Raw genomic sequence first — 26,779 nt, forward strand, 5'->3', positions numbered from 1 at the left:
ACGATGATAAGCAAGCCCTACACCCGCCTCGACCTTGACCAAGCCGTGGTCCTCCTCGTGGATCATCAGGCCGGGTTGATGTCGCTCGTGCGCGACTACAACCCCGATCAGTTCAAAAACAACGTTCTGGCGGTTGCCGATCTCGCCGCCTACTTCAAGCTTCCGACGATCCTGACCACGAGCTTCGAAGACGGTCCCAATGGTCCCCTGATGCCGGAGCTGAAGGCGAAGTTTCCCAATGCGCCCTACATCGCGCGACCGGGCCAGATCAACGCCTGGGACAATCCCGACTTCGTTGCCGCCATCAATGCGACGGGCCGCAAGCAGATCATCCTGGCCGGAGTAGTCACGGAGGTCTGCGTCGCCTTCGTCGCGCTGTCGGCGATCGCGGATGGCTACGAGGTCTTCGCGGTCACGGACGCGTCCGGCACCTTCAATGAGGGCGTGCGCGATGCGGCCTGGATCCGGATGTCGTCGGCCGGGGTGCAGCTCATCAACTGGTTCGGCGTGGCGTGCGAACTGCACCGTGACTGGCGCCGCGACGTCGAAGGCCTAGCGACTCTGCTGGCCGCTCACATCCCCGATTACCGCAACCTGATGACAAGCTACAGCGCCTTCAAGGGAGCGATCCCGCAGACACCCACGGCCGCTTGAGGTTCACCGCTTCGACACCGCGCCAAACGAGGCGCTTCCACTTCACCACACGGAGAAGCGACATGCCCACTTTCACGACCCAGGACGGCGCAGAGATCTTTTACAAGGATTGGGGTCCGAAGGACGCGCAGCCGATCGTCTTTCATCACGGTTGGCCGCTTAGCGGCGACGACTGGGACAACCAGATGATGTTCTTCCTTGGTCATGGGTATCGCGTGATCGCACATGATCGCCGCGGCCATGGCCGCTCGTCACAGACGGCGGCCGGCAACGAGATGGACACCTACGCGGCTGACGTCGCCGAGTTGGTTGGGGTTCTCGACCTGAAGAGTGCGATCCATGTCGGCCACTCGACCGGAGGCGGTGAAGTTGCTCACTACGTCGCCCGCGCAGAGGCAGGCCGCGTCGACAAGGCGGTGCTGATCGGGGCGGTGCCGCCCGTGATGGTCAAGTCCGAGCGCAACCCGGGCGGTCTGTCGATCGAGGTGTTCGACGGCTTCCGCGCCGCCCTCATCGCGAACCGTGCTCAGTTCTATCGCGACGTTCCGGCAGGCCCGTTCTATGGGTTCAATCGTGACGGTGCGAAGGTCTCGCAGGGAGCCGTCGATAATTGGTGGCGGCAGGGCATGATGGGCGGCGCCAAGGCGCAATACGATTGCATCAGGGCATTCTCGGAAACGGACTTCACAGAGGACCTGAAGGCGATCGATGTCCCGGTGCTGGTGATGCACGGCACCGACGACCAGATCGTGCCGATTGCCGACTCGGCGCTGCTCGCCCACCCGCTGCTGAAGAACGGAACCCTGAAGACCTATGAGGGCCTTCCGCACGGGATGTGCACGACGCATCCCGACATCATCAACCCAGACCTGCTGGCTTTTGCACGCGGCTGAAGCTGTCACCGCGAGCCGGGTAACCCGGCTCGCCTCTCAACACCGGCTCGCGTCCCAACAGGTGGCCAAGATGGCGGTGAGCGTTGTAGCCGGGTTTGCTCTGCAATCCGCTTCAGTCGTCAATCGCACGAAGCAAGAGGCGGATCGGCAATGAGTTGGCACAGCGCGGAAGACCCCATCCCCGGTGATCACTTTACCTGTGATGCCATCAAGACGTTGATCGTTCCGCGTTCGCGTGATCTTGGTTCGTTCGCCGTGCGGAGGGCTCTTCCCTCGACCGAGTGCCGGATGGTCGGTCCCTTCATCTTCTTCGATCAGATGGGCCCATCCGAGTTCCTGCTCGGACAAGGGATGGACGTGCGTCCACATCCCCATATCGGACTGTCGACCGTCACCTATCTGTTCGACGGCGAGATCATGCACCGGGACAGCCTCGGTACGGAGCTGCCGATCCGTCCGGGCGAGCTGAACTGGATGACCGCGGGTCGCGGCATTACCCATTCGGAGCGCACGGGGTCCGATCTCCGGCAGAGCGGCTCGAAGCTGTTCGGCATCCAGAGTTGGGTCGCGCTCAGCGGCAAGGACGAGGAGAACGCTCCGGCCTTCGAGCATTACGAGGCCGAGGCGCTGCCGGTCTTGACCGGCGAGGTCAAGAATGTCCGGTTAATCGCCGGCGAGGCCTTCGGCATCAAATCCCCGGTTCGGACCTCAAGTCCAATGGTCTACGCCGACGTGGCGCTCGAAGCGGGTGCCGTCCTACCCATCGACCCAACCTACGACGAGCGAGCGATCTACACGATTTCTGGCGCCATCGAGATCGCGGGTGACGGGTTCGGCCCCGGTCAGCTACTGGTCTTCCGTCCAGGCGACCGCATTAGCGTTCGAGCGACTGAGGCGGCACGCTTCATGGTCCTCGGAGGCGAGCCGATGGATGGCCCACGTCATCTCTGGTGGAACTTCGTCTCCTCACGTCTTGAGCGGATCGAACAAGCCAAGGAAGACTGGCGGCAAGCTCGCTTCGACACCGTGCCTGGCGAATCCGAGTTCATCCCACTTCCGGAAAACCCTCCGCCGGTCCGGTACCCCTGACGATGGCCGGAGGCACCTCGACAAAGAGGTCACCTCAAAAAAGGGCGGCAAGGAGCAAGACCTAAGCGACGTGAGCTCTCGGCCTGTCGCTATCCAAGGACTCCGCCCACGCCCCCAAGCTTCTAAAAAAAATGACAGGTGTATGCCATGGCTGTTGAAGCATCCGGCGCCTTGAGCGAACTCGTCCAGGTCGTGGCCCTGCTCGCCGCGGGCGTCGTGGCGGTCCCGCTGTTCAAGCGCATCGGACTCGGTTCCGTCCTCGGCTACCTCGTGGCCGGGCTTGTCATCGGCCCCTTCGGCCTCAGCCTCTTCTCGGATGCCCATGCGATCCTGCATGTCGCCGAACTCGGCGTTGTGATGTTTCTCTTCATCATCGGGCTGGAGATGGAGCCGTCGCGGCTTTGGGGGATGCGGCGCGAGATCTTCGGCCTCGGCCTTACACAGGTCGGCGCCTGCGTGGCGGCCCTCACCCTCGTCGGCGTCGCGATGGGGTTCCCGATCGCCGTGTCGTTCGTAGCCGGCACCGGCTTCGTCCTGACCTCGACGGCGATCGTCATGCAGCTCCTCGAAGAGCGCGGCTCGCTGTCGACGCCGAAGGGACAGCGCATCGTCGCAATCCTTCTCCTGGAGGATCTTGCCATCGTCCCGCTGCTCGCGGTCGTCACCTTTCTGGCGCCCGGCGGCCAGGAGACGAGCACGGTCGATCGCCTCTACACCATCGGTATCGCCCTAGGCTCCGTTGCGGCGCTGATCGCGGCCGGACGCTGGCTGCTCAACCCGATGTTCCGTCTCCTAGCCGCCTCCAAGGCGAGGGAGGTCATGACGGCGGCGGCCCTGCTGGTCGTACTTGGCTCGGCGCTCGCCATGCAGCTCGGCGGCCTGTCAATGGCAATGGGTGCCTTCCTAGCCGGTGTCCTGCTCTCGGAATCGAGCTTTCGCCATCAGCTCGAAGCGGATGTCGAGCCGTTCAGGGGCATCCTGCTCGGCCTGTTCTTCCTCGGCGTCGGCATGTCCCTTGATCTAACCGTCATCGGCGCGAACTGGGCACTGATCCTTGCAAGCGTCGCTTCCTACATGTTCGTGAAGAGCCTTGTCATCTACGGGGTGGCCCGAGCTCTGCGCGCCTCGCATCCCGAGGCCATGGAGCGAGCGGCCCTGATGGCACAGGGCGGCGAGTTCGCCTTCGTGCTCTACGCCGCTGCAACCAGCGCCGGGATTATCGACAGCACCACCAACGCGATCCTTACGGCGACGATCATCCTGTCGATGGCACTGACGCCCCTAATGGTGATAGCCTTCGGCCGCTTCGGTCCGAAAGCATCCGTCTCGATGGAAGGCGCTGATGTGCCGGAAAACCTCGCCGGCAGTGCCCTGATCATCGGTTTTGGGCGCTTCGGCCAGATCGTCAGCCAACCGCTGATCTCGCGTGGCTGCTCCGTGTCGATTATCGACACCAATGCCGCCTATATCCGCGTCGCAGAGGCGTTCGGCTTCAAAGTCTACTACGGCGACGGCGCTCGGCTCGATATCCTGCACGCCGCTGGGGCAGCGAACGCACGCGCGATCCTGATCTGTATCGACGACCGTGCTGTAGCCAAGCACATCGCCGAAATCGCGAAAGCCGAGTTCCCGCTTGTCCCCGTTCTCGCCCGCGCCCGCGACCGTGAGCACGCGATTGAACTGATCCATGCTGGTGTCGCATTCCAGCTTCGCGAGACGTTCGAGTCTGCGCTGGCCTTTGGCGAACAGGCGCTTCTGACGATCGGCGACGAGCCAGAGGCAGCCACGGCAGTCATGGCTGAGGTCCGCCGCCGCGACGCCGAGCGTCTCGACATGGAGGCCGTTGGCGGCATCTATGCCGGGCGTGATTTGATCCGAGGAAACGCTAGAGAGGCGCAGGAGATTGGCTGAAATCCTTCAAGCCGGCATTCAGTGCCAGTTATACGATGATCTGCAACGGATCAGGACTGAGCGGACGTCACTGTCCGCTTAAACAAACCTGTGCACGAAGGCGGATTGGCAGAAAGCCACCCATTTCGGGCATTAAGAGGAAAGGCTTGCTAGGATGGCCGTTGCGCGGAAAGCCGATGGTAATCTTCAAGCCAACAGGGCTGATCGACAATGAACATCTGTCGTCGCACCGCTAGGCGAGCGGCTTTCAACACTCAACTGGGGACGCAGGGTTTTCAGTGCCGGACATAGTCCCAGACCTTAGAGATGACGACCGACCCTTCCCCCACGGACGATGCAACACGCTTGACGGAGCCAGCGCGGACATCGCCAACCGCGAAGATGCCGGGGTGTGATGTTGCATAGGGCGAGCCTGCGCCGATCGCGTCCCCGGTCAGCACGAAACCATGGTTGTCGAGTTCGATGAGCCCCGAGAGCCATTGGGTATTGGGCGCAGCCCCGACCATGACAAACACGGCGCATGTTGGGATCGTACGGGCCGTCCCATCCACGACGCTGCGGATGATTACCGCTTCGAGGCGATCATCGCCATGCAAAGCGCTAATTTCGGAACAATACTCGATGGTGATCGCCGGATCGGCTTCCAGACGGCTCGAAAGGTAACGCGACATCGAGGCCGCGAGTGAGGGACCGCGTACCAGGAGGCGAACATGCCTGGCCGAGCGACTGAGAAACATCGCCGCCTGGCCTGCCGAGTTGCCGCCACCGATGATGATGGTCTCGGCGTTCCGGCAGTAGCGTGCCTCGATTTCCGTTGCCGCATAATAGACACCCGCGCCCTCGAACGCCTCAAGCCGGTCGATCGGCATGCGTCGGTACTGGACACCGGTCGCGACGACGACGGCACGCCCGCGAACGCGTTGGCCGTTGTCGAACGTCGCACAGAACGCGCCGTCCTCGAGCTGCTCCAGCTTTGCAACCCGCCGCGGCATCGCGAACCGCGTCCCGAATTTCATTGCCTGGACCTCGCCGCGCCAGACGAGGTCTGCGCCCGAGATGCCCGTCGGAAATCCCATATAGTTCTCGATCCGACTCGACGTGCCGGCCTGGCCGCCGATCGCGAGGTCCTCGACGACCAGCGCTCGTAGGCCCTCCGCGCCTGCGTAGACGCCCGCCGCCACACCGGCTGGCCCACCGCCGACGATGAGAACGTCGAAAGCCTCGTCGTCGATGAGGTTGTAGTTAAGGCCCAGCAAATGGGCGACCTTGTCGGGCGTCGGCTCCGTCACGACGACGTCGCGTCCGAAGATCACGGCCGGCCGGTCGGAGGCGATCGCGCAGCTTTTCGCGACGGCTCCGGCCTCCGGGCTGCCGAGCGAGTAGGACCGATAGGGAAAGCGGTTGCGGCTCGCGAACTCCGCGATCCGCCGAACGGCCCGGTCGTCATCCTCGCCGATCAGCACCAATGTGCCGTCTCGCGAGTCGAGCTGCCGCCGCCGCCGTGCAGCGAGAACCGTGATGACGATGTCCGACATCTCAGGAATCTCGGACATCAGCCGCAGCATCTCCAGGCGCGGCACCTCGACGACGGTGGTATCCCGGACCGCCCGCATGGGCATCGACCAATTGCCACCGCTCAAGATCGAGATTTCGCCCATGAACTGCGTCGGTCCGAGGGTGGACGGAAGGTGGCGTTCATCCGTGAACGGATTCACGACTTCGATTTCGCCTTCTTCGACATAGACGAAGCGATCAGCAGGTTCGCCAGCGCGTGCGAGGAAAGTCCCAGCCGGGTAATGCCGTTCGACTCCTGCGGCCTGCAGCGCGGCGATATGCGATGCTGCGAGGGGGACGCGCTGCATTTCCTGCAGGTCCCTGCCGATCGTTTCCATATTTCGATTCCCCTACGCTCTGATCGGTGCGGTGCAGCATTGATCAGGGAGCTTCGCCATACAAGACTATAGCTTTGCAAGATGCCCGACCTCGCAAAGGGGCCGTCTGCAGAACCGACCTCAGCGTTCGCCCGACCGACGGACACGGAGAGATCGTTCAGGATCGACCTCGGCCAACCTTACAGGTCCACGTTCCGCTCGCCGCCGCGTTTACCCATTGGGATCAAAGGAGCGACAAGTATCTATTCCCCAACCATCATATCGTTCGAATAACACCAACCGCACCGATCGTAGTAGCTTCCGGTTGCCTTCGTCCACTTTCAAAGAGGCTCCCACAAGCTCCATGAATTACAAGCAAAGTTTATTTTTTAAAATGTCTCTGGAAAGACACTTAGGTTAGCCGCGTTTCTAGCGATTGATCGGTGGCGAATGGAGTTTTTTTGAAAGCGTCGCCTTTGGTCTGGAAGCGTGCGGCGCTAGTCCAGCGGTTCCAGTTGCCGGCGATTAGCCAGACCAGGAAGGCGGCTGCGAGCACAAAGACGACGCACAAGGCCGGAAAGAGCCAACTCGACCAGGTCGGCTCAGGCTTCGACGGCGGGGCTGAGGCCACAGGCACCTCCGGCATACGTCATCCTTCAATCGGTAAGGTCGCGTTTTTGAGGGAGGCGCGGTCGAGACTTGATCGGATTGCTAAATTGTCCTGCAGAAAAGTTCAGACGTCGTTTGTCAGCTACGCACCGGTCGACGTCGCGGCAACCTGTATGCGGCTAGTCTTATCCAAATAATGCATGCTATAGAGTGAATTGGCAACCGGCGCCCACTCGGAAGCCAGTCATTTCAACTTCCGCTTCGCCAAATCTCCGTCTGAAAGCAGACAGGCAGAAAACCACCCATCCCGGTCAGGCGCATCCGGTCATCGGGCTGCCCAGAAGCGGACGCTCTGAAGGTTCGACAAGGGTCGAAAGCAGCCGGCCGGCCTTACAGCCGGAATGGGTGGAGGCTGTGTGAACACGCCGGCCCGGCAGGAGAGGGTAGAGTTTTCCTCCCTGGACGGGCAAGCCAGACCCCGTCGCCAGCCCTCCGCGCCATCGAAAACGACGCATGAAATGTTGGAACGGCAATAGCGTAAGATTGATCTCCGGTTTCGCGGACTGACTGGGTTTTCACACAGCCTCGGTGGCAACCGGACCTTGGCCTTCCGCCCCGGAGCCGAAGTTCCTCCTCCGTCCCATCCGAGGCGTGATGGCGAGTATCGACCGAGGATCGGCCGGGCGGCTTTTCCGACCTGATCCGGTAGGCTCGGCCCTTCGCACTCGGTTATGCACCGCTCCCCATCGCCACCGGCCTCCAGCGACTGGCCGATGCCCGGCTGATGGCCGCCGCGCCGGAAATAGCCGCAGTGCTGCTCAGGCTCGTGACCTCGCCCGACGTCATTCGCCGCAACCTTTGTGTCCTGCCAGCCGCAGAATCCTTAAAGCTGCGGCCGTCATGGCCGTGTCGTATGGGCGCGGCGCCTGCCTGTGCTAGGTAGCAAGCACCACCGACAAAGCCTTTCGTGCGCGTCCTTGGAAGTGCGGACACTCCTTAACCCAAAAAACCGGTGACGCATTGAGCAACCCTGATCTGTCGGCGCTCATCGTCAAGCAGACCCGCATAGAAACTCTGTCCGATGCGGAGCGCAATGCCTTAGGGCGCCGGCTGACGCAAGCGGTCGTCGGCGTTGGTCCGTCCGACGTCTTCCAGGCGCTGTTCGACATTTCGCCCACCCCCTTCCTCGTGGTGGCCCCGCCCGACTGGACCATCGTCACGGCCAACGAGGCCTACCTTCGCGTGACAGGTACGACACTTGAAGAACAGATTGGACGCCGGCTGTTCGACGTCTTCCCGGATGACCCCGATGACCCTGAGGCGGACGGGGTACGCAATCTGACAGCCTCGCTCGAGCGGGTGGTCGCCACGCGGTCGACCGATACGATGGCGGTACAGCGCTACGCATTGCGAGGATCGGACGGGCGCTTCGTCGAACGGTGGTGGACCCCGGTCAACAAGCCGGTTCTCGGCAAGGATGGCGACGTTGTCCTGATCCTCCACCACGTCGAGGACGTTTCCGAGGTGGTGCGGCTGCGCGGCGACGCCGAGGGGCGGGACGAGCTGGCGCGCGGCCAATTAGTGGTGATCGACCGGCTGCGCGCCTCCGAGGCGGCGTTGCGCGAGAGCGATGCGCGCTTTCGCAACATGGCCGACAACGCGCCGGTGATGATGTGGGTGACCGACCCCAGCGGGTACTGCACCTACCTCAACGCGCGCTGGTACGAGTTCACCGGGCAGGCGCCGGGATCGGGCGAAGGCTTAGGCTGGCTTGACGCCGTTCACCCCGACGACCGTCCGGCCGCCGAACAGGCCTTCGTCTCGGCCAATGCCGAGCGCCGCGACTACCGGGTCGATTTTCGCCTGCGCCGCGCCGATGGCGTCTACCGCTGGACCATCGACGCGGCTGCCGCGAGGTTCACCCCGGACGGTGTGTTCCTCGGCTATGTCGGCTCGGTCATCGACATCGATGAGCGTCGCGAAGCCGAGGACCGGCTGGCGCTGAGCGAGGAGCGACTTCGGCTTGCTCTTGAGGTAGCCGAGATCGGCCAGTGGCACGTCGATAACGACACCGGCGCCATGTTCTGGCCGCCGCGTATCAAGGCGATGTTCGGGATATCGCCGGACGTGCCAGTCACGTTGGACGACTTCCACAACGGCGTTCACCCTAAAGACCGGGAGAAGATCCGTGCGGCTTATGAGGCCGCGAGCGATTCCGATCGTCGTCCTCTCTACGACGTCGAGTACCGGACCATCGGCAAGGAGGACGGCGTCGTCCGTTGGGTGGCGGCCAAGGGGCGAGGCATCTTCGACAACACTGGCCGCTGCGTGCGCGTGATCGGCACGGCAATCAACGTGACCGCGCGCAAGGCCGACGAGGTACGCCTGCGCGAACTGAACGAGCAGCTCGAACAGAAGGTTGCCGAGCAGGCGGCCGAGCGCAATCGTGTGTGGGAGATGAGCCGAGACCTCTTTGCGATCATGGGATTCGACGGCCACCTGAAGGCGATCAACCCGGCCTGGGAGACGACCCTTGGCAGGGACGCGGCGACGTTGCTGTCCCTGCCTTTTCCCGATCAGGTCCACCCGGATGATCACAATGCCGTCCGCGCGGTGATGGAGGTGCTTCTTCGGGGTGAGAGCGTTGCTCGCTTCGAGGACCGGCTCCGTCACGGCGATGGCAGTTGGCGCTGGATCTCCTGGACGCTTGTGCCGGAGGGCGACGTCTTCTACGCGGTCGGCCGGGACGTGACGGCGGAGAAGGAAGCCGCGGCCGAACTCGCGGCCGCACAGGAAGCGTTGCGCCAGAGCCAGAAGATGGAGGCGGTGGGCCAGCTCACCGGTGGGCTCGCCCACGACTTCAACAACCTGCTCGCAGGCATCTCCGGCTCACTGGAGTTGATGCAGACTCGGATGCAGCAAGGCCGCCTGACTGACGTCGACCGCTACATGATGGCGGCGCAGGGAGCAGCAAAACGCGCCGCTGCGCTAACGCACCGGCTGCTCGCCTTCTCACGCCGGCAGACCCTCGACCCGAAGCCCACCGACGTGAACCGCCTCGCCACGGGCATGCAGGAGTTGATCCAACGCACCGTAGGCCCTGCCATACCGGTTGAGGTGATCGGCACCGCGAGCCTCTGGCCTGCCCTGGTGGACCCGCCGCAATTGGAGAACGCGCTTCTCAACCTCTGCATCAATGCCCGCGACGCGATGCCGGATGGCGGCCGCATCACCATCGAGACCGCCAACAAGTGGCTCGACGAACGGGCGGCACGCCAGCACGACATGCCGGAGGGGCAGTACCTTGCTCTGAGTGTCACCGACACCGGCACCGGCATGCCGCCGGAGGTCATCGCGCGTGTGTTCGAGCCCTTCTTCACCACCAAGCCTATTGGCGAGGGCACGGGCCTCGGTCTGTCCATGATCTACGGCTTCGCCCAGCAATCAGGCGGACAGGTGCGGATCTACTCGGAAGTGGGGCAAGGCACCACGGTGTGCATCTACCTGCCGCGCCACTACGGCGAGGTCGCGGACGATGAGGGCAAAATTCCGATCACTGATCTACCGCGTTCGGAACAGGGCGAGACGGTGCTGATCGTGGACGACGAGCCCACCGTGCGCATGCTCGTCACCGACATCCTGGAAGATCTCGGCTACACGGCCATTGAGGCTGGGGACAGCGTCGCAGGTCTTAAGGTGCTACAATCGGACGTCCGGATTGATCTTCTGGTCACCGATGTTGGCCTACCGGGCGGCATGAACGGCCGCCAGATGGCGGATGCTGCACGCGTCAACCGGCCGGATCTAAGGGTGTTATTCATCACCGGCTACGCGGAGAACGCAATCTTGGGCAACGGGCAACTGGCACCCGGCATGGCAGTGCTGACGAAGCCATTTGCGATGGAAACCATGGCAGCACGCATTCGCTCCATGATCGAAGGTGGCAAGCAGCAAACGCGGCGGGTCTAAACCGACGTCCACTATGGGTGGAGGCTGTGTGAAAACGGGGAAGGCGTTAGTCGAGGTAGATGTATATTTCCCTAGATGCTCTTGGCAGCATCGGAATGGGTGCCTTGTCTTCATCAGCATGGCTGTTTGGCTGGTTGGAAAGTCCGCCGACTAGAGGATTGTTCTACGGTCTCGCAGCGTGCCTTCGTTTTCACACAGCCTCGGTGGTGAACGGAACTGGGCGTCGCGCCCGGAAGCGGACGTTCGGCTTTCGACCCAACCACGTCTTTGATGCCGGTCTGTGCCAGTCTCGAAAGCGGTCGTTCGCTGGCTGTTCTGATGGAACGCGGAAAGCTAGCTGAATTTCGGGCTCGGAATGACATCGAGCCCTAAACGCCTAAATCACGATGGACTGAATATAAAGAGTGAGACAACTATGCTTGTATTAATGTGTGACGGGATTATTTATTTAAATCTTCTGTTGTAACGGACCCAGACGCGTCCACCTTACCAGTTGATAATGACGCAGTAATTTTGTCTATCATCTCTGAAGCACGAAAGGGTTTTTGCAAAACGTCGAAGGGGGCTGTATCTTGATCTTCTCTGATATAACCTGATGTTAGAAGAACAGGTATATTTGGCCAGCGACGCATAATGATGTGTCCAAGCTCGATTCCTGTCAAAGCACCTGACATATTCACATCACTAAAAACAAGTTTAATATCTTGGGTTTGTTCTAAAATCCCAAGAGCCTCTTCGCCGCTTCTTGCATCAATGACATTGAATTTGAGTGCCATTAGAGCCGAAACGGCAATTTGCCGAACGTCCTCCTCATCCTCGACAACGAGAACAGATCTTCCTGCCCCGTTTAGATGTGTCATACCATGGGTGTGTGTCTGAACGGATGGCTCAAATCTGCTTTCGACCGAGGCAGGCAAGATTATCGTGATGCTTGTTCCCTGTCCCAAAATGCTATCGGCGGTTATGGTTCCGCAGCTTTGCTGAACAAAACCATAGACCATGCTGAGGCCCAGCCCGGTACCTTTGCCCGCCTCTTTGGTGGTGAAGAAGGGCTCAAACACTCGGGCGAGGACAGAAGGGGACATTCCTGATCCGGTATCTTCAACGCAGATCTTAACCGACCTTCCCGTACTTTCGTCCTGCAGTGTATCCCCGTCCGAATGTCGAACCGTTATATTGAGATGTCCGCCATCCGGCATCGCATCACGAGCATTAACGGCGAGGTTGATGAGCGCCGCTTCAAGTTGAGCGTGGTCAACACAGATTTCGGGAAGAATTTCGTCCATGGTCAGTGTGACGCCTATTCGCTCCCCCAAGGTGCGTTCTAGCAATTTAATCAGACCCGGCATAAAATCAGAGAAATTCAAAGTCTTGGGCTGCAGTGGTGACCGACGCGAGAAGGTTAAAAGGCGGCTGGTGAGTTCGGCGCAACGCTGCGCTCCCTCGATAGCGTTCTGCACGCGACGGCGCGTCTTCTCGTCTGGCTGCATTGAGCTTAGCAACAGGTCGAGGTTACCGATGACGATGCTCAGCATGTTGTTGAAGTCGTGGGCGATACCTCCGGTCAGGCGTCCTACGGCCTCAAGCTTCGAGGCATGCAGGAGGTTGAGTTCCAGTTCCTTGCGCTCGGAGACGTCGAACCACATGCCGAACAGCTCCGACGGGGCGCCGTCCTCACCGGCATTGACGACGATTTGTTCGAGGATGTGTCTCTCCGCTTCGTCCGCGTTGCGCCAGCGATATTCGAGCGTAGCCGAGCCCGTCTCGACCACCGTCCGGAGGGCGTCTAAAACCTCTACCCGGTCCTCTGTATTGATTCGTGACTGCCAGAACCCCGGTGCCTTGAAGGCGTCCCAGGGAAAACCGGTGATGCGCTGGATGCTATCATTGGTGAAGTACAAGCTTCGGTCTGCCTCTCCGAGGGAGGCCGTGTAGAGGGCGATGGGGAGCCCCCGCAGCACGGCGGCCTGGTGCTCCTCCCTCCGCCGCAGCGCCCGCTCTGCGTCGAGCTTTTCGCCGCGCACCCGCAAGTTCTCTAGGAGAAGCTGCTTCTCGGCGGCCGCCTTGCTCTTGATCTCCTCCGTCTTGCGATAGAGGTCGACGAAGACGTCGACCTTCGATTTCAGGACGAGGGGCTGGATTGGCTTGAAGACGTAGTCGACCGCGCCGGCGGAATAGCCGCGGAAGATGTGAACGTCCTCCTTGTTGTGCGCGGTCAGGAACAGGATCGGCACACGGGAAGTCCGGGGCCGGCTCCGGATCAGCGACGCGACCTCATAGCCGTCCATGCGGGGCATCTGCACGTCGAGCAGGACGAGGGCAAAGTCCTCCCGCAACGTTCTACGTAGGGCCTCCTCCGCCGTGTCCGCCAGCACAAGTTCGAGGCCGGGCTCGTCGAGCACTTCCGAAGCGGCCAACAGGTTACGGCGGTCGTCATCGACGATGAGGATCTTCGCACGGATCAGAAGCTGCCCCGGTGCGCGGCCCGGATCGCCGACGGGATCTGAGTCCCACGAGGATGGCTGCGGCAAATCCCTCATCGGGCATGCCCAACAGTGTCGGCCGCGCCATTCCCACGGCGCTGCGGGCCGGCGGCGGCTTGTCCGCGCCGTTCGAGCTGCACCCGCAGGACGGCGAGGAGTTGATCCATGTCGACGGGCTTCGACACGTAATCGGAAGCACCCGCGTCGAGGCACTTCTCGCGATCGCCCTTCATCGCCTTGGCGGTGACGGCGATCAGGGGCAAGGTCCGGAAGGCATCGTTGGTCCGAATCTCGCGCATGGTCTCGTATCCGTCCATCCCCGGCATCATGATGTCGACTAGCATCGCGTCGATGTTCGGATTGGCCTTCAGAAGCGCGATGCCATCACGCCCATTCTCTGCGAAGAGGACCTCTAGCCCGTACTGCTCCAGCGCGCTGGTGAGAGAGAAGATGTTGCGCAGGTCGTCGTCAACGAGGAGAACACGGCAGCCCTGGAGCGAGGCTGGGTCCTTCCGCTCGATCAGGATCGGGTCCTCGGCGGGTGCGTTGCCGAGTGCTCGGTGGAGGAACAGGGCGGTTTCGTCGAGCAGCCTCTCGGACGAGAGCGGATCTTTGAGGATGATGGTGGACGCCGTCTGCTTCAGGTGCTGCTCCTCGGCCGCCGTCAGTTCCCGGCCCGTATAGACGATGATCGGAAGCTCCTCCCCGTCCTGGGAGGCCCGAATCTGCTCGATCAACTCCGAGCCGCCCATGTCGGGAAGCCCCAGATCGATGATGGCGCAATCGAAGCGGCCGCCCGTCACGGCTTCGAGGGCGGCGGAGGCCGTACCAACCCCAAACACCTTGACGTCCTCCTCGCTCAGCAGCGCGGTGATGCTGGCACGCTGGTTGTCGTCGTCCTCGACGAGAAGCAGGTTGCGAACGGGCCGGCTGATGAATTCCTTTGACCGTTCGAGGGCCTTCAGCAGTCCCTCTCGGTCGACCGGCTTCTCCAGGAACCCGAAGGCGCCGGCCTTCAGCCCGCGCTTCTTCTCGTCGTTGACCGAGATGACGTGGATCGGGATGTGCCGGGTGCGGAGGTCGTTCTTCAAGAGGTCTAGGAGCGCCCAGCCATCCATGTCGGGCAGGCCGATGTCGAGGGTGATGGCGTGGGGTTTGTAACGGTGGGCGAGCGCGAGCGCCCCTGCCCCGTCCTGAGCGATCAGGCCCCTGAAGCCGCGCTCGCGCGCGAGTTCGAGCAGGACGGAGGCGAACATGGCATCGTCCTCGACGACGAGCACGATGTGGTCGCCGGCCTGGATGGCATGACGGTCGTCGGCCGAGGCCGAGAGCGCCATGGCGGCGGAGGGTTGCCGGCTCACCGGCGGGGCGGCCCCGCTGCCCTCGTGAACCTCCATCGGGCGGCTCACCCCCGAGGTCACGGGAGTCTCGAAGGGCAGGAACAGCGTGAAGGTGCTGCCCTCGCCGTGCACGCTCTCCAGAACGATCTCGCCGCCCAGAAGTCGCGCGATTTCACGGCTGATCGCGAGGCCGAGGCCCGTCCCGCCATACTTCCGGCTGGTGGTACCGTCGGCCTGCTGGAAGGCCTCGAAGATAATGCGCTGCTTGTCCTCCGGAATGCCGATGCCGGTGTCGGTCACCGAGAGGGCCATCCATTGGCTGCCCGACCGGAGCGGGGAGCCTTCAGCCGACCCGAGCCGCAGGGTCACGCTCCCCTTCTCGGTGAACTTGAAGGCGTTCGAGAGGAGATTGCGCAGGACCTGCTGTAGCCGCTTCGAATCCGTACGCACTGCCCGGGGCAGGCCTGGGGCGACCTTGATCGCGAAGGCGAGATGACGCTCCTCGGCGACCTGGCGGAAGGTCCGGTCGAGGTGGTCCACAATGTCTTGCAGCGGCACGTCGCCGACTTCGAGGGAGACCGTTCCGGATTCGATCTTCGAGAGGTCGAGGATGTCGTTGATGAGCGATAGAAGGTCGGAGCCGGCCGCGTTGATCGTCTTGGCGAATTCCCGCTGCTTGTCCGTCAGGTTGCCGTCCCGGTTCTCGGTCAGCAGCTTCGAGAGGATCAGCAGGCTGTTGAGCGGGGTCCGCAGTTCGTGGCTCATGTTGGCCAGGAACTGCGACTTGTAGCGGGAGGTCAGCGAGAGCTGCTCGGCCTTCTCCTCCAGCGCGGTCTTCGCGACCGACACCTCGCGGTTTTTACCCTCGACCTCCTTCTTCTGGATCTCGAGCAGGCGGGCCTTCTCCTCCAGCTCCTCGTTCGTCGTCTGGAGGCGTTCGCGCTGGTTCTTGAGCAGGTCTTCCGATTGCTGAAGCGAAGCGGCCTGCAGTTCGAGGCGGTCGTTGGTCTTTTTCAACTCTTCCTGGCGGCTCTGCAGCTCGCCCGTGAGGAGCTGCGACTGCTTCAAAAGGCCCTCCGTCCGCATGTTGGCGGCGATCGTGTTGAGCACGATGCCGATGGATTCGGTGAGCTGGTCGAGGAAGAGCTGGTGCGTCTCGCTGAAGCGGTTGAACGAGGCCAGCTCGATCACCGCCCGGACCTCCTGCTCGAAGAGGACGGGCAGCACGATGATGTTGAGGGGGGCGGCCTCACCCAGCGCCGAGCCGATGGTGATGTAGTCGCCCGGCACGTTGGTCAGCAGGATGCGCTTCTTTTCGTAAGCGCATTGTCCGACCAAGCCCTGGCGCATCCTGTAGCGGTTCGACAGGTTCTTGCGCTCGGTGAAGGCGTAGCTCGCCATCAGGTCGAGCACGGGTTCCGTCCCGTCGTTCTCGACCATGTAGAAGACGCCCCGCTGCGCGTTCACCAGGGAGGCGATCTCGGATAGGATCAGGTTCGAGACCGTAGCGAGGTCGCGCTCGCCCTGCAGCATGCGGGTGAACTTGGCGAGGTTGGTCTTCAGCCAATCCTGCTCAGCGTTCTTGAGCGTCGTGTCCCGCAGGTTGCGGATCATCTCGTTGATGTTGTCCTTCAGCGATGCGACCTCGCCGGAAGCCTCGACGGCGATCGAGCGGGCGAGATCGCCCTTGGTCACCGCCGTGGCTACCTCGGCGATGGCGCGAACCTGGGTCGTCAGGTTAGCGGCAAGCTGGTTCACATTGTCGGTGAGATCGCGCCACAGGCCCGCTGCACCCGGCACCCGGGCTTGGCCGCCGAGCTTTCCCTCGACGCCGACCTCGCGGGCGACGTTCGTGACTTGATCGGCGAAGGTGGCCAGAGTCTCGATCATCTCGTTGACGGTGTCAGCGAGCGCCGCGATCTCGCCCTTGGCGTCCACCGAAAGCTTCCGCTTCAGGTCGCCCTGCGCGACCGCCGTCACAACGTCGGCGATGCCGCGAACCTGGCCGGTGAGGTTGGCGGCCATCATGTTCACGTTGTCGGTCAGATCCTTCCAAGTCCCGCCTACGCCGCGCACCTGCGCCTGACCGCCGAGCTTGCCCTCAGATCCCACCTCGCGGGCAACGCGGGTCACCTCGCTCGCAAAGGAATTCAATTGATCCACCATAGTGTTGATGGTGGATTTCAGCTCCAGGATCTCGCCCTTCACGTCGACGGTGATCTTCTTTGACAGATCCCCATTGGCGACCGCCGTCGTCACGTCAGCGATGTTGCGAACCTGGCCGGTGAGGTTGGCGGCCATCATGTTCACGTTGTCGGTCAGATCCTTCCAGGTCCCGCCGACGCCGCGCACCTGCGCCTGACCGCCGAGCTTGCCCTCGATGCCCACTTCGCGGGCGACGCGCACCACCTCGCTCGCAAAGGAATTCAATTGGTCCACCATGGTGTTGATGGTGGACTTCAGCTCCAGGATCTCGCCCTCGACCGCCACCGTGATCTTCTTGGACAGATCTCCATTCGCGACCGCCGTCGTCACGTCAGCGATGTTGCGAACCTGGCCGGTGAGGTTGGCGGCCATCATGTTCACGTTGTCGGTCAGGCCCTTCCACACGCCGCCGACACCCTTCACCTGGGCTTGGCCGCCGAGCTTGCCCTCTGTGCCGACCTCGCGGGCGACGCGCGTCACCTCGGAAGCAAAGGAGTTGAGCTGGTCCACCATGGTGTTGATGGTGGATTTCAGCTCCAGGATCTCGCCCTTCACGTCGACGGTGATCTTCTTTGACAAATCCCCATTCGCGACAGCCGTCGTCACGTCAGCGATGTTGCGGACCTGCCCCGTCAGGTTCTCGGCCATGAGGTTCACGTTGTTGGTCAAATCGGCCCAGGTGCCGGCGACGCCTTCCACGCGCGCCTGGCCCCCGAGTTTGCCCTCTGATCCCACTTCCTTGGCAACGCGGGTCACCTCGGAAGCGAAGGAGTTGAGCTGGTCCACCATCGTGTTGATGGTGTTCTTCAGCTCCAGGATCTCGCCGCGCACATCCACCGTGATCTTCTTGGACAGATCCCCATTCGCGACCGCGGTGGTAACGTCGGCGATGTTGCGGACCTGTCCCGTGAGGTTTGCCGCCATCAAGTTCACGTTGTCGGTGAGATCAGCCCAGGTGCCGGCCACCCCCCGTACTTGCGCCTGGCCCCCGAGCTTGCCCTCTGATCCCACTTCCTTGGCAACGCGGGTCACCTCGGAGGCGAACGAGTTGAGCTGGTCCACCATGGTGTTGATGGTGTTCTTCAGCTCCAGGATCTCGCCGCGCACATCCACCGTGATTTTCTTGGACAGATCCCCATTCGCGACCGCAGTGGTAACGTCGGCGATATTACGGACCTGTCCCGTGAGGTTTGCCGCCATCATGTTCACGTTGTCGGTGAGGTCCTTCCAAGTCCCGCCAACACCCTCAACCTGGGCCTGGCCGCCGAGCTTGCCCTCTGTGCCGACCTCGCGGGCAACGCGCGTCACCTCGGAGGCGAAGGAGTTGAGCTGATCCACCATGGTATTGATGGTGAGCTTGAGGGCGAGGATCTCGCCTTTCACGTCGACGGTGATCTTCTTCGAGAGGTCACCGCGAGCCACGGCTGTTGTTACCTCGGCAATATTGCGAACTTGACCGGTGAGGTTCTCCGCCATCATGTTCACATTGTCGGTGAGGTCCTTCCAGACACCGCCGACACCCTTTACCTGCGCCTGACCGCCGAGCTTACCCTCCGATCCCACCTCCTTAGCGACGCGGGTCACCTCGGACGCAAACGAGTTGAGCTGGTCCACCATCGTGTTGAAAGTCGATTTGAGATCGAGGATCTCGCCCTTCACGTCGACAGTGATCTTCTTCGACAAATCGCCATTCGCGACCGCCGTAGTGACCTCGGCGATGTTGCGGACCTGCCCCGTGAGGTTCTCCGCCATCAGATTCACGTTGTCGGTGAGGTCCTTCCAGGTGCCGCCGACACCCTTCACCTGCGCTTGACCGCCAAGCTTACCTTCTGATCCTACTTCGCGGGCAACGCGGGTTACCTCAGAAGCGAAGGAGTTGAGCTGATCCACCATGGTGTTGACGACCTTGCCGATGCGAAGGAATTCGCCCTTGAGCGGACGGCCCTCGATCTCGATCTGCATGGTCTGGCCGAGGTCCCCCTTGGCGACTGCTCCGATGACGCGTGCCACTTCTGTCGTCGGTTGGACGAGATCGCCGATCATAGCGTTGACGGAGTCGACGCACTCGTTCCATCCGCCGGTTGCTGCGGGCAGCTTTCCGCGCTCGCCAATGCGTCCGTCCTTGCCGACCGCGCGAGCGACCCGGTCGAGTTCGCGCGACAAGCCCTGGTTCAGCTCGACGATGTCGTTGAAGGCCTCGGCGATCTCCCCGTCGATACCCGTGAGGTCGAGGGGCAGGCGGACCGAGAAATCGCCTTTGCGGAAGGCGCGGAGGCTTTTCAGAAGCAGTTTCGGTTCGATCTGCGAGGCCGAGGGAGTCATGCGAGCATACCTGGGACAGTGGGACAGGGCATGGTGGTAACGCCACTCAATATGAAAGCGTGGGCAAAGGCAGGCGCCTCGGTCGACGACGGGTACGACGGAGATTTTGATCCGGACCTGCCGCATACTCGTGGTGCTGCGCAAAAGCGAGCGCTGCTCGGCTGAGGGTTCGGCTAGCAGTTTTATATTGGAAGGGTCGGTCCAAAATCGGGCAAGAGCCGCTTAGTGGATTTTCTGTCTGAACCTAGACGCCTGACCTAACCGGCTGTCTTTGAGCCGGGCTAATCGAAAAGAACTGCCAGGCCAAAGGAAGTTGGACACGTCGTTGTTATGCAGACGTGACCCTGAGCGCACAGGACCGCATTAGGGCAGGTGAAGTCGATCTCATTTTTCCGTTCTATCCCTGGACCTCGGCGACCTGAAGAATCCTAGATGGAGCCTAGCGATAACTGAGCGACGTCGAATTTATCAGTAATCTACTCAGAAGCAGACAAGCAGAAACCTATCCAACCCGGTCTTACGTCACCGCCCATCAAACTGCCGCGAAGCGGACCTTCCGAGGGTCTGTGAAGGCTCGACACCGGACGGTCGTTCAGCAGAACGTGAATGTCTGCTGCCGGGCCGTGGGTTGATGTCTGCTCCTGGCGCATTGCTGCCGGAACGACATAACAATGAGCGTCCCAAGGCAGGGCGATATCTACAGCCGGTCGAGCGCAGGAAGTGCTCTGTCACGCAGCATGGCCGCCCAGGGCAATCGACGTCTTTGTCCAGGCCATTGGCGCGTTCATCAGCGCCGAGATACCGCAACCCTCCGGCAGTGTGCCTTCGATCGCCGCTTTGACGATGGACGGAGCGAGGAAGGCGAGGTTGAGGGTCATGCGCACCGAGCGCTCGCTGCAGCCTTCCGCCGTGGCGATCGCGTGGGTGTCACTGACACGGCCGGCCACGAGGTCGTCGAGCCAGACGCGTGCCTTGGCGATCCCGTCCACGAGCCGGGCTCGGGTTTCGGTCCGCATCGGCCGCAGTGATGGGGTCTCTTCATCGCCCTCGGCACGTATGATCTCGCGGCGGCGACGGTTTGGTCGGGCCGACCACGACACACGGAGTTGGGATGGCTCAGGAGTTCCCGCTCCAGTTCCTGCTCCGCCCATCCTGTCGTCGTCCATGGCCTCGTCCGACTGGACGAAGCTGATCGCCAGATAGCTCGAATGAACGACGATGCGGCTGACCTGGGCGATTGGCGGCAGCGCGTCGGAGAGAACGGCCAGGTCGAGAGAGGCCGTTCGTAGTGCGTCCCGCACCGCCTGTTCGATCTCCGGTGCGGACACCCGCGAGACCGAGCCTGCCTCGCTGCGCTTCCCGGTCTCGAGGGCACGCGAGACGTAGTAGCGGTAGTGCAGAGCCCCTTTCCTGGCCGAACTCGGCGTCATCCGGTTGCCGCGGTCGTCGTAGAGCAGCCCCGTCAGCAGCGAGCCGATGTTGGCTCGCACAGTTGCTTGCGCCTGCGCCTTCTCGCTCAGCGCGACCTGGACCGCCTCGAACAGCTCGCGTGGCACGATGCCCTCGTGCTCACCGGGATAATGCCGGTGCTTGTGGATCACCTCACCGATGTAGACCCGGTTGCGCAGCAGATAGGCCAGCGGCCCCTTGGTGAAGGCGATGCCGCCGCGGATCGTGCCATCGCGACGCGGAGATCGCTTGGTGAGGATGCCCCGGCTCTGCAGAGCGGTCGCCAATCCGTTCAGGCAGCCGAGCGCGAGGTAGTGCTCGAAGATCGTCCTCACCTGCTCTGCCTCGTCGGGACAGGGGACCAGTTTCTTGTCGTGGACACGGTAGCCCAGCGGCACCGGTCCACCCATGCGCATGCCCTTGCGCTTCGAGGCCGCGATCTTGTCGCGGATGCGCTCGGCGGTGACCTCGCGCTCGAACTGGGCGAACGACAGCAGGACGTTGAGCGTCAGCCGTCCCATGCTGTTGGTGGTGTTGAAGGCCTGGGTGACCGAGACGAAGGAGACGCCGTGCGCGTCGAACAGCGCGACCAGCCTGGCAAAGTCCGACAGGGCGCGGGTGAGCCGGTCGACCTTGTAGACCACCACCACATCGACACGTCCCGCCTCGATCTCGGCAAGCAGCCGCTGCAGGGCCGGACGGTCGAGGCTGCCGCCCGAGACGCCGCCATCGTCGTAGGGCTCCGGCAACAGGCGCCAGCCCTCATGCGCCTGGCTCTTGATGTAGGCCTCGGCGGCCTCGCGCTGGTTGTCGAGCGAGTTGAACGCCTGTTCGAGCCCGTGTTCGGTGGATTTGCGGGTGTAGATTGCGCAGCGCAGCGTCTTGAGTGCCGGCGTCTTGAGTGCCGGCGTCTTGGGAGCCTGGGCCTTGGGATGCGAGGCGCTGGGGTGCCGCGGCTTGGAAGGCGATGCCATCACGCTGCCCCTCCCGCGTCCCCAGGTGCGGCCGTGCCGGCGCCGGTGTTGCCGGAAGGTACCTTGTCGCGCAGACCGAAGAAGCGTGGTCCGTTCCAGCGGGTGCCGGTGATCGCGCGGGCGACCTCCGACAGGCTGGTAAAGCTCGCCTCCTTCCAGGCAAAGCCACCCGCCACCACGGTGACGGTGTGAACCTCACCGGCGAACTCCCGCACCAGCAGCGTGCCGGGCCGCAGCCCGGGCGCGGGGATCGGCGGGACGATCGGTACCGCCTTCGGCTTGGCGGCCCGCTCGGCGGCAGCGCGCCGGCGCAGGCGTTCTTTTGCGATCCGATCGAGCAAACGGGCGCTGTCGCGATCGAGGTCACCCAGCACCTTCGCCTGGATACGATAGGCGAGAAGTCGCATCATCAGGGTGCGGGACAGATGCGGCGGCGGAGCCGATCGCAGATGCTGTCGCCAGCGGATGCGCAGGTCGCCGAGATCGAGGCAGGTCAGCCCCTCGATCTCACGCGTGAGTTCGGGACCGATCGCGCCAAGCGACGATGTCCCTGCAGCCGGGGACGGGATTGCGCCAGCCATCACCGAGCCTTCGCCGTCACATCGTCGATCAGGCGATACACGGTCCGGTCATCGGCATCGCGCGCTTTGGTGAGGGGCAGCTCTCGCTTGCGCAAGCCCGTCAGGGCGGCACGGGTGGAATGGGCGAGCCAGCCGGTGGCGGCCATCAGCTCGACGAGCGTGGCGCCCTGGTCGCGCCGTAGCATCGCGACGATCAGCGCCCGCTTCGTCCCGGATCTCGGCGCGATCCCACCCTGACCGAGCCCCGCATCGGCAACCAGCTTCGACGCGTCGGAGCCATCGCCATCGCCATCGAGTCCGAGCCTCTTCCGGCTGGTTGGGGGCAAGCGCAGTCCGATCCGACCGCGCTCGTCGTTGTGCCAGTACGGTTCATCCTCGCAGACCACGACCTCGGCCGCCGATGCGGTTTTGCAGAGCCTGGCGAACAGCAGCTTGGCCGCTCGGGAGTTCAGCCCGGCGGGCCGGACGATGAGTTGGTTGCGGGTTTGGGCTGCTGCTTGAAGCAGCGCGTGGTGGGGCTCGTCGATTGTCATGGTGGACCTTGCGATGGTGCCGGCAGCGGGTCTGCTGCCACCAGCGCAACCCCGCGGATCACCAGGGATCGGCAGGGGGTGGAGGACTCACCGCGTCGGCGGCCTCGATGACCAGGACAGTTCCGCTCCGTTCGCGGCTCGAGTCCAGTCCGAAGTCGCGGAACCGACCGACACGCCAGTGCATGGCGAACAGCGAACGGGATCTCCGTCGGCCTGCGAACCCGTCTCCATCACCGTGGCTGCGTATGATGCGGAAGCTGCATCGACGACAGGCGAGAACTCGCCCCACATCGCCCGAAAGATCCGCCCCAGCACAACCTTAGAGAAAGGGCCGCCAAAAGCCTGTTTTCTGCTAAGTCATTGAGACTGCGCATGTCTCCCGCCGCACTCGAACTCCCGTGGTTCGCTGGGAGTGAGTGGTGGGCCCGGCAGGACTCGAACCTGCAACCAGACCGTTATGAGCGGTCGGCTCTAACCATTGAGCTACAGGCCCTGCATGCTCACGCTCGCACGCCGGGATAGCCGAAGAGTCGCGTCACGTCACCCTGGCTGTATCGCCGAAACGGGTCCGATCGGGCTGGTTCCGGATCGATCCGGTCCAGAGGATGGCACTCCCGGTCTTCGGCCCCGGCTTGCACAGGAATGCCGTTGGGGCCGACGGACCTGTGGGTTGCGCTCCGCTGAACGCGTCGGCCGCCGCTCGCAATCCCGTTCCCGCTCGGAACGGGCCCCGCTCCTTGCCATCCGATGGACCTTGATCTCGCCGGAAGCGCGGGCGATCGACGCCTTGGCCATTGCCGGGTGTGTCAGCGGAAGCCTGCGCGGCGCTCTGGAGGCGTGACGCGGGGGATGCTCACCGCCGTCCGTCAGTGGGCCGACAGGCGGTCGAGGCGGGTCTGGTCGATGATGCGCACGCCGCCCGGGACGATCAGGATGCAGCCGTCGCGGTCGAGGCGCGACAGGGTCCGGCTCACCGTCTCGATGGTCAGGCCAAGGTGGTCGGCGATGTCGAGGCGGCCCATGGGCAGTTCGAGGGTGACGCCGGACAGGCCGATCCGGGCGTACCGGGCCTGGAGCCCCGTCAGAAAAGCGGCGACCTTCTCGTCGGCGGTGCGCCGCCCGAGCAGCATCATCATGTCCTTGGCCCGGGAGAGTTCCTGGCCGGTGATCTCGTGCAGGTGCATGAGCAGGCCGGGCTGCGCCCGCAGCAGGTTCTTGAAGGCGATCCGCTCGAATCGGCACGCGGTCACCGGCCCGAGGGCGTCCGCCGAGACGGCATAGCGGTCGAGGAGCGACAAGCCGAGGAAGTCCCCGGGGAAGGCGAAGCCCGTGACCTGCCGGCGTCCGTCGGGAAGGATACGATACAGGCGAAGCGCGCCTGTGGTGACGTTGAACACCGAACAGGCCGGTTCATCCTGCCCGAACAGGGTTTCCTTCTGGTCGAGGGAGATCCGCCGGCTCAGCGGCTCCAGGGCGTCCCGCTCGGCCAGCGGCAGGGCGGTCGACTGGCTGACGAGGCGGGCGTTGCGAATCCCGCTGTCGAGGCAGGACGGCAGAGCGCGCGCAGGCGCCGGTGTCGCTCGACGGAGCGGCAAAGAATGGATCGACATGGGTCTGTCCTTTCGCCTTGAGACGATCTCGTCGCAGTCGAAGACGCAATCGCCTCGGCGTCGTGGACGGCCTCGGGCCGCAGCAACGCCTGCCCGACGATGGCCGCCGGGGCGTTGCGTGAGCGTCCGTGGTCCATCCCACCAAAAACGCGGATACGGTCGACGCCTACGACAGCATCGTGCTGGCCCCCATCGGGGCCGCGGCGATACCGGCCTCGACGTCGCGCTCCGGCGAGCGGATCGCGATCGGTGAGGTACGCCCCCGGCCCAGGGCGCAGAGCCTCGGAGGCGTTCGAGGCGGTACCTGCCGCAGGAAGATCCTCGGGTTTGTCCTCCGCCACCGCTGGCGGGGGCAGGTACAAGCCTGCGCCAGGGTTCGGTCCCGCAGGATGCGGACGGCGGTCGGGACCGCCCGATCCTGCACCATCGCCGGGTCCCGGCGATGTCCGGCGATCAGCCGGACCGCCATTCCGAAGGATCGGGTCGGTGGGCACGCCATGGATGTCGTCCTCGCACCAGCATCGGGCCTCGACCGATGCGACAGTCGGCAGTCGGTCTGCCGTGGTGGTCGCGTGACATCGAGTATATCCTTCCCGCCGGGAATGTCGGTGATCAAAGCCGACGAGGGGACATGCATAAATGGATGGCCGGTGACGGATGCTCGACTGGGACGATCTGCGATTTTTCCTGGCGCTCGCCCGGCACGGCACGCTCTCGGCCGCCGCCAGGGTGCTCCACGTCTCGCAATCCACCGTCGGGCGCCGGTTGAATTCGCTGGAGGCGACGCTCGCGGTGCGTCTCCTCAACCGCACCCCGGAGGGTTACGTGCCGACCCTGGCCGGCGAGGAGGTGCGCCGGAAAGCCGAATGCCTCGAGGCCGAGGCGCTGGCCCTCGAACGCGACGTCACCGGGCGCGACATCCGGCTTCGCGGCCTCGTGCGTGTCACCTGCGCCGAGACGCTGGCCGCGCAAATCCTCGCGCCGAGCTTCGGTGAGCTGCATGCGCGGCATCCCGACATCATGATCGAGCTCATCCCCAATCCGCGCGAGCTCAGCCTCGCCATGCGCGAGGCCGACATTGCCTTGCGGCTGAGGCAGCCCGAGCAGCACGACCTCGTCGTGCGCCATATCGGCGACATCGCCTTCGGGGTCTATGCCACCCACGAGTATCTTCGGGATCGTGGCGCGTTGGATTTCGACGACGGCTGCTGCGGCCACCGCCTCATCACCCAGCTCGATGACACCCAGGAGATGACCCCATCCACCTGGATCACGGACATGGCCGCGCGCGCCACCGTGGTCCTGCAGACGAGCAGCCACGAGGCCGCCGTTCTGGCGGCCGCCAACGGTGGCGGCCTTGCCTGCCTGGCGCGGTTCCGTGGCGATGCCGAGCCCCGGCTGACCCGGCTCCCGGTGCCGACGGAACCGCCCAGCGCCGAGATCCTCCTCCTCGTTCATAAGGACAACCGCGACACCCCGCGTATCCGCGTGGTGCTGACCCACATCACCGATACCATCCACGCGCTGGCCTCGATCCTGCAGCCGCGAGATGCGGCCGAGGAGATCGCACGCGAACGGGCGGGCTGATCGACCGGGCCCCGCCCGCTGCGGCGGCCTCAGCGGTCGACCCGCCGACGGGCGAGAGGAATCCTGAGGAGAGGCATCCTGCGGCGATCGAAGACCGGCCTCACGGAGCCGTCGTCGGCGGGAAGAGGCGCGAGCGGGCCGGCTCGGCGTCCTCGTCAGCCGCGGCCACGGGGGACTCCCGCGGCGCCGGGTTCTTCGCGTGGAGGGGCCAGTACCGTTCCATCGCCAGATAGGTGAACGAGGCCGACCACCCGATGAGCAGGAGGCCGTTCAGGGCCTCGACCCCGGCGATCATCCGGGTGTGGGACGCCGGTACCTGGTCGCCGAAGCCCAGCGACGTATAGGTGACCACCGAGAAGTACAGGCAGTCCTGGAAGGTCGTGACGGGCGTACCCGCGAAAGCGGCGTCGCCGAGCCAGAGAACCAGCAGCCAATAGGCACCCGCGTAGATCCACACCGCGATCGTGTGCCCGACGAAGGTCATCAGCACCACGGCGAGGATACGGACCCGCGGCGGCACCGGCAGCTCCGCGAGATGCTCGGAGGTGAGGCGCAGGGTCTCGTAGAGCACCAGGATCGTGGTGACGACGAGGACGACGCTGGCCGTCATGGCGATGAGCATGCCGCGGCTCCGTGGGCGCGATCCAGTATCGGCATCCCATCCCGCGCGTCCAGCCGCCTTGACCTGCATCAAGGCCG

General features: G+C 63.5%; 14 protein-coding genes and 1 tRNA gene. 6 read left to right on the forward strand and 9 right to left on the reverse strand.

Annotation, left to right across the window (positions count from 1 at the left end):
* Positions 1-6: 6 nt before the first annotated feature.
* From ycaC to ASF39_RS07850, 4 genes are all read left to right on the forward strand, one after another.
* Positions 7-654 carry an isochorismate family cysteine hydrolase YcaC gene (ycaC, locus tag ASF39_RS07835; protein ID WP_055884610.1) on the forward strand — a complete coding sequence of 216 codons (648 nt, stop codon included), beginning with the start codon at positions 7-9 and terminating at the stop codon, positions 652-654.
* Between the two features lie 62 nt (positions 655-716).
* Complete coding sequence (locus tag ASF39_RS07840) at positions 717-1,547, forward strand: alpha/beta hydrolase (protein WP_056282525.1); 831 nt, start codon at positions 717-719, stop codon at positions 1,545-1,547.
* 150 nt (positions 1,548-1,697) lie between these two features.
* Positions 1,698-2,636 (forward strand): pirin family protein, encoded by a 939-nt coding sequence (locus tag ASF39_RS07845; RefSeq protein WP_056282527.1) that lies wholly within the window; start codon positions 1,698-1,700, stop codon positions 2,634-2,636.
* Between the two features lie 147 nt (positions 2,637-2,783).
* Positions 2,784-4,547 (forward strand): monovalent cation:proton antiporter-2 (CPA2) family protein, encoded by a 1,764-nt coding sequence (locus ASF39_RS07850; RefSeq protein ID WP_055883508.1) that lies wholly within the window; start codon positions 2,784-2,786, stop codon positions 4,545-4,547.
* 275 nt (positions 4,548-4,822) lie between these two features.
* Here ASF39_RS07850 and ASF39_RS07855 read toward each other — a convergent pair whose 3' ends face one another.
* Positions 4,823-6,439 carry a cyclic nucleotide-binding domain-containing thioredoxin-disulfide reductase gene (locus ASF39_RS07855; protein WP_055883511.1) on the reverse strand — a complete coding sequence of 539 codons (1,617 nt, stop codon included), beginning with the start codon at positions 6,437-6,439 and terminating at the stop codon, positions 4,823-4,825.
* Positions 6,440-8,047: 1,608 nt separating this feature from the next.
* On the opposite strand from ASF39_RS07855, the gene ASF39_RS07860 reads away from it, so the two are divergent.
* Positions 8,048-10,996 carry a PAS domain S-box protein gene (locus ASF39_RS07860; RefSeq protein ID WP_055883521.1) on the forward strand — a complete coding sequence of 983 codons (2,949 nt, stop codon included), beginning with the start codon at positions 8,048-8,050 and terminating at the stop codon, positions 10,994-10,996.
* A 440-nt stretch (positions 10,997-11,436) separates the two neighbouring features.
* On the opposite strand, the gene ASF39_RS07865 is transcribed toward ASF39_RS07860, so the two are convergent.
* The 7 genes from ASF39_RS07865 to ASF39_RS07895 all read right to left on the reverse strand — a co-directional run bounded on the left by ASF39_RS07865 (position 11,437) and on the right by ASF39_RS07895 (position 24,493).
* Positions 11,437-13,536: a response regulator gene (locus ASF39_RS07865; RefSeq protein WP_055883524.1), complete on the reverse strand. Its 2,100-nt coding sequence runs from the start codon at positions 13,534-13,536 to the stop codon at positions 11,437-11,439.
* The gene (locus ASF39_RS07870) at positions 13,533-19,346 is read right to left on the reverse strand and encodes a HAMP domain-containing protein (RefSeq protein WP_056282531.1); all 5,814 of its coding nucleotides are present in this window, start codon (positions 19,344-19,346) and stop codon (positions 13,533-13,535) included. Before ASF39_RS07870 ends, ASF39_RS07865 begins: the two co-directional genes overlap by 4 nt.
* Before the next feature lie 728 nt (positions 19,347-20,074).
* Complete coding sequence (locus tag ASF39_RS07875; RefSeq protein ID WP_082494432.1) at positions 20,075-21,769, reverse strand: recombinase family protein; 1,695 nt, start codon at positions 21,767-21,769, stop codon at positions 20,075-20,077.
* Entirely contained in the window at positions 21,769-22,350 is a 582-nt protein-coding gene (locus tag ASF39_RS07880) for a DUF2924 domain-containing protein (protein ID WP_055883530.1), read from the reverse strand. The genes ASF39_RS07875 and ASF39_RS07880 overlap by 1 nt, the downstream gene beginning before the upstream one ends.
* Positions 22,350-22,883, reverse strand: coding sequence for a DUF3489 domain-containing protein (locus ASF39_RS07885; RefSeq protein WP_055883533.1), 534 nt, complete (start codon positions 22,881-22,883; stop codon positions 22,350-22,352). Before ASF39_RS07885 ends, ASF39_RS07880 begins: the two co-directional genes overlap by 1 nt.
* Positions 22,884-23,300: 417 nt before the next feature.
* Positions 23,301-23,376: transfer RNA gene (locus tag ASF39_RS07890), tRNA-Ile, on the reverse strand.
* A gap of 373 nt (positions 23,377-23,749) precedes the next feature.
* Positions 23,750-24,493, reverse strand: coding sequence for a cyclic nucleotide-binding domain-containing protein (locus tag ASF39_RS07895; RefSeq protein WP_082494433.1), 744 nt, complete (start codon positions 24,491-24,493; stop codon positions 23,750-23,752).
* Between the two features lie 657 nt (positions 24,494-25,150).
* Here ASF39_RS07895 and ASF39_RS07905 point away from each other — a divergent pair.
* Positions 25,151-26,080 (forward strand): LysR family transcriptional regulator, encoded by a 930-nt coding sequence (locus ASF39_RS07905; RefSeq protein WP_056282536.1) that lies wholly within the window; start codon positions 25,151-25,153, stop codon positions 26,078-26,080.
* A 100-nt stretch (positions 26,081-26,180) separates the two neighbouring features.
* On the opposite strand, the gene ASF39_RS07910 is transcribed toward ASF39_RS07905, so the two are convergent.
* Positions 26,181-26,702, reverse strand: coding sequence for a potassium channel family protein (locus tag ASF39_RS07910; RefSeq protein WP_056282539.1), 522 nt, complete (start codon positions 26,700-26,702; stop codon positions 26,181-26,183).
* Between the last annotated feature and the right edge of the window lie 77 nt (positions 26,703-26,779).

The sequence above is a fragment of the Methylobacterium sp. Leaf108 genome, assembly GCF_001423265.1.
In the GTDB taxonomy this organism is placed as follows: Bacteria; Pseudomonadota; Alphaproteobacteria; order Rhizobiales; family Beijerinckiaceae; genus Methylobacterium.

Coding starts and splice junctions, on each gene's coding strand:
- ASF39_RS07840 (WP_056282525.1), top strand. CDS start 717: ATGCCCACTTTCACGACCCAGGACGGCGCAGAGATCTTTTACAAGGAT.
- ASF39_RS07845 (WP_056282527.1), top strand. CDS start 1,698: ATGAGTTGGCACAGCGCGGAAGACCCCATCCCCGGTGATCACTTTACC.
- ASF39_RS07850 (WP_055883508.1), top strand. CDS start 2,784: ATGGCTGTTGAAGCATCCGGCGCCTTGAGCGAACTCGTCCAGGTCGTG.
- ASF39_RS07855 (WP_055883511.1), bottom strand. CDS start 6,439: ATGGAAACGATCGGCAGGGACCTGCAGGAAATGCAGCGCGTCCCCCTC.
- ASF39_RS07865 (WP_055883524.1), bottom strand. CDS start 13,536: ATGAGGGATTTGCCGCAGCCATCCTCGTGGGACTCAGATCCCGTCGGC.
- ASF39_RS07870 (WP_056282531.1), bottom strand. CDS start 19,346: ATGACTCCCTCGGCCTCGCAGATCGAACCGAAACTGCTTCTGAAAAGC.
- ASF39_RS07875 (WP_082494432.1), bottom strand. CDS start 21,769: ATGGCATCGCCTTCCAAGCCGCGGCACCCCAGCGCCTCGCATCCCAAG.
- ASF39_RS07880 (WP_055883530.1), bottom strand. CDS start 22,350: ATGGCTGGCGCAATCCCGTCCCCGGCTGCAGGGACATCGTCGCTTGGC.
- ASF39_RS07885 (WP_055883533.1), bottom strand. CDS start 22,883: ATGACAATCGACGAGCCCCACCACGCGCTGCTTCAAGCAGCAGCCCAA.
- ASF39_RS07895 (WP_082494433.1), bottom strand. CDS start 24,493: ATGTCGATCCATTCTTTGCCGCTCCGTCGAGCGACACCGGCGCCTGCG.
- ASF39_RS07905 (WP_056282536.1), top strand. CDS start 25,151: ATGCTCGACTGGGACGATCTGCGATTTTTCCTGGCGCTCGCCCGGCAC.
- ASF39_RS07910 (WP_056282539.1), bottom strand. CDS start 26,702: ATGCTCATCGCCATGACGGCCAGCGTCGTCCTCGTCGTCACCACGATC.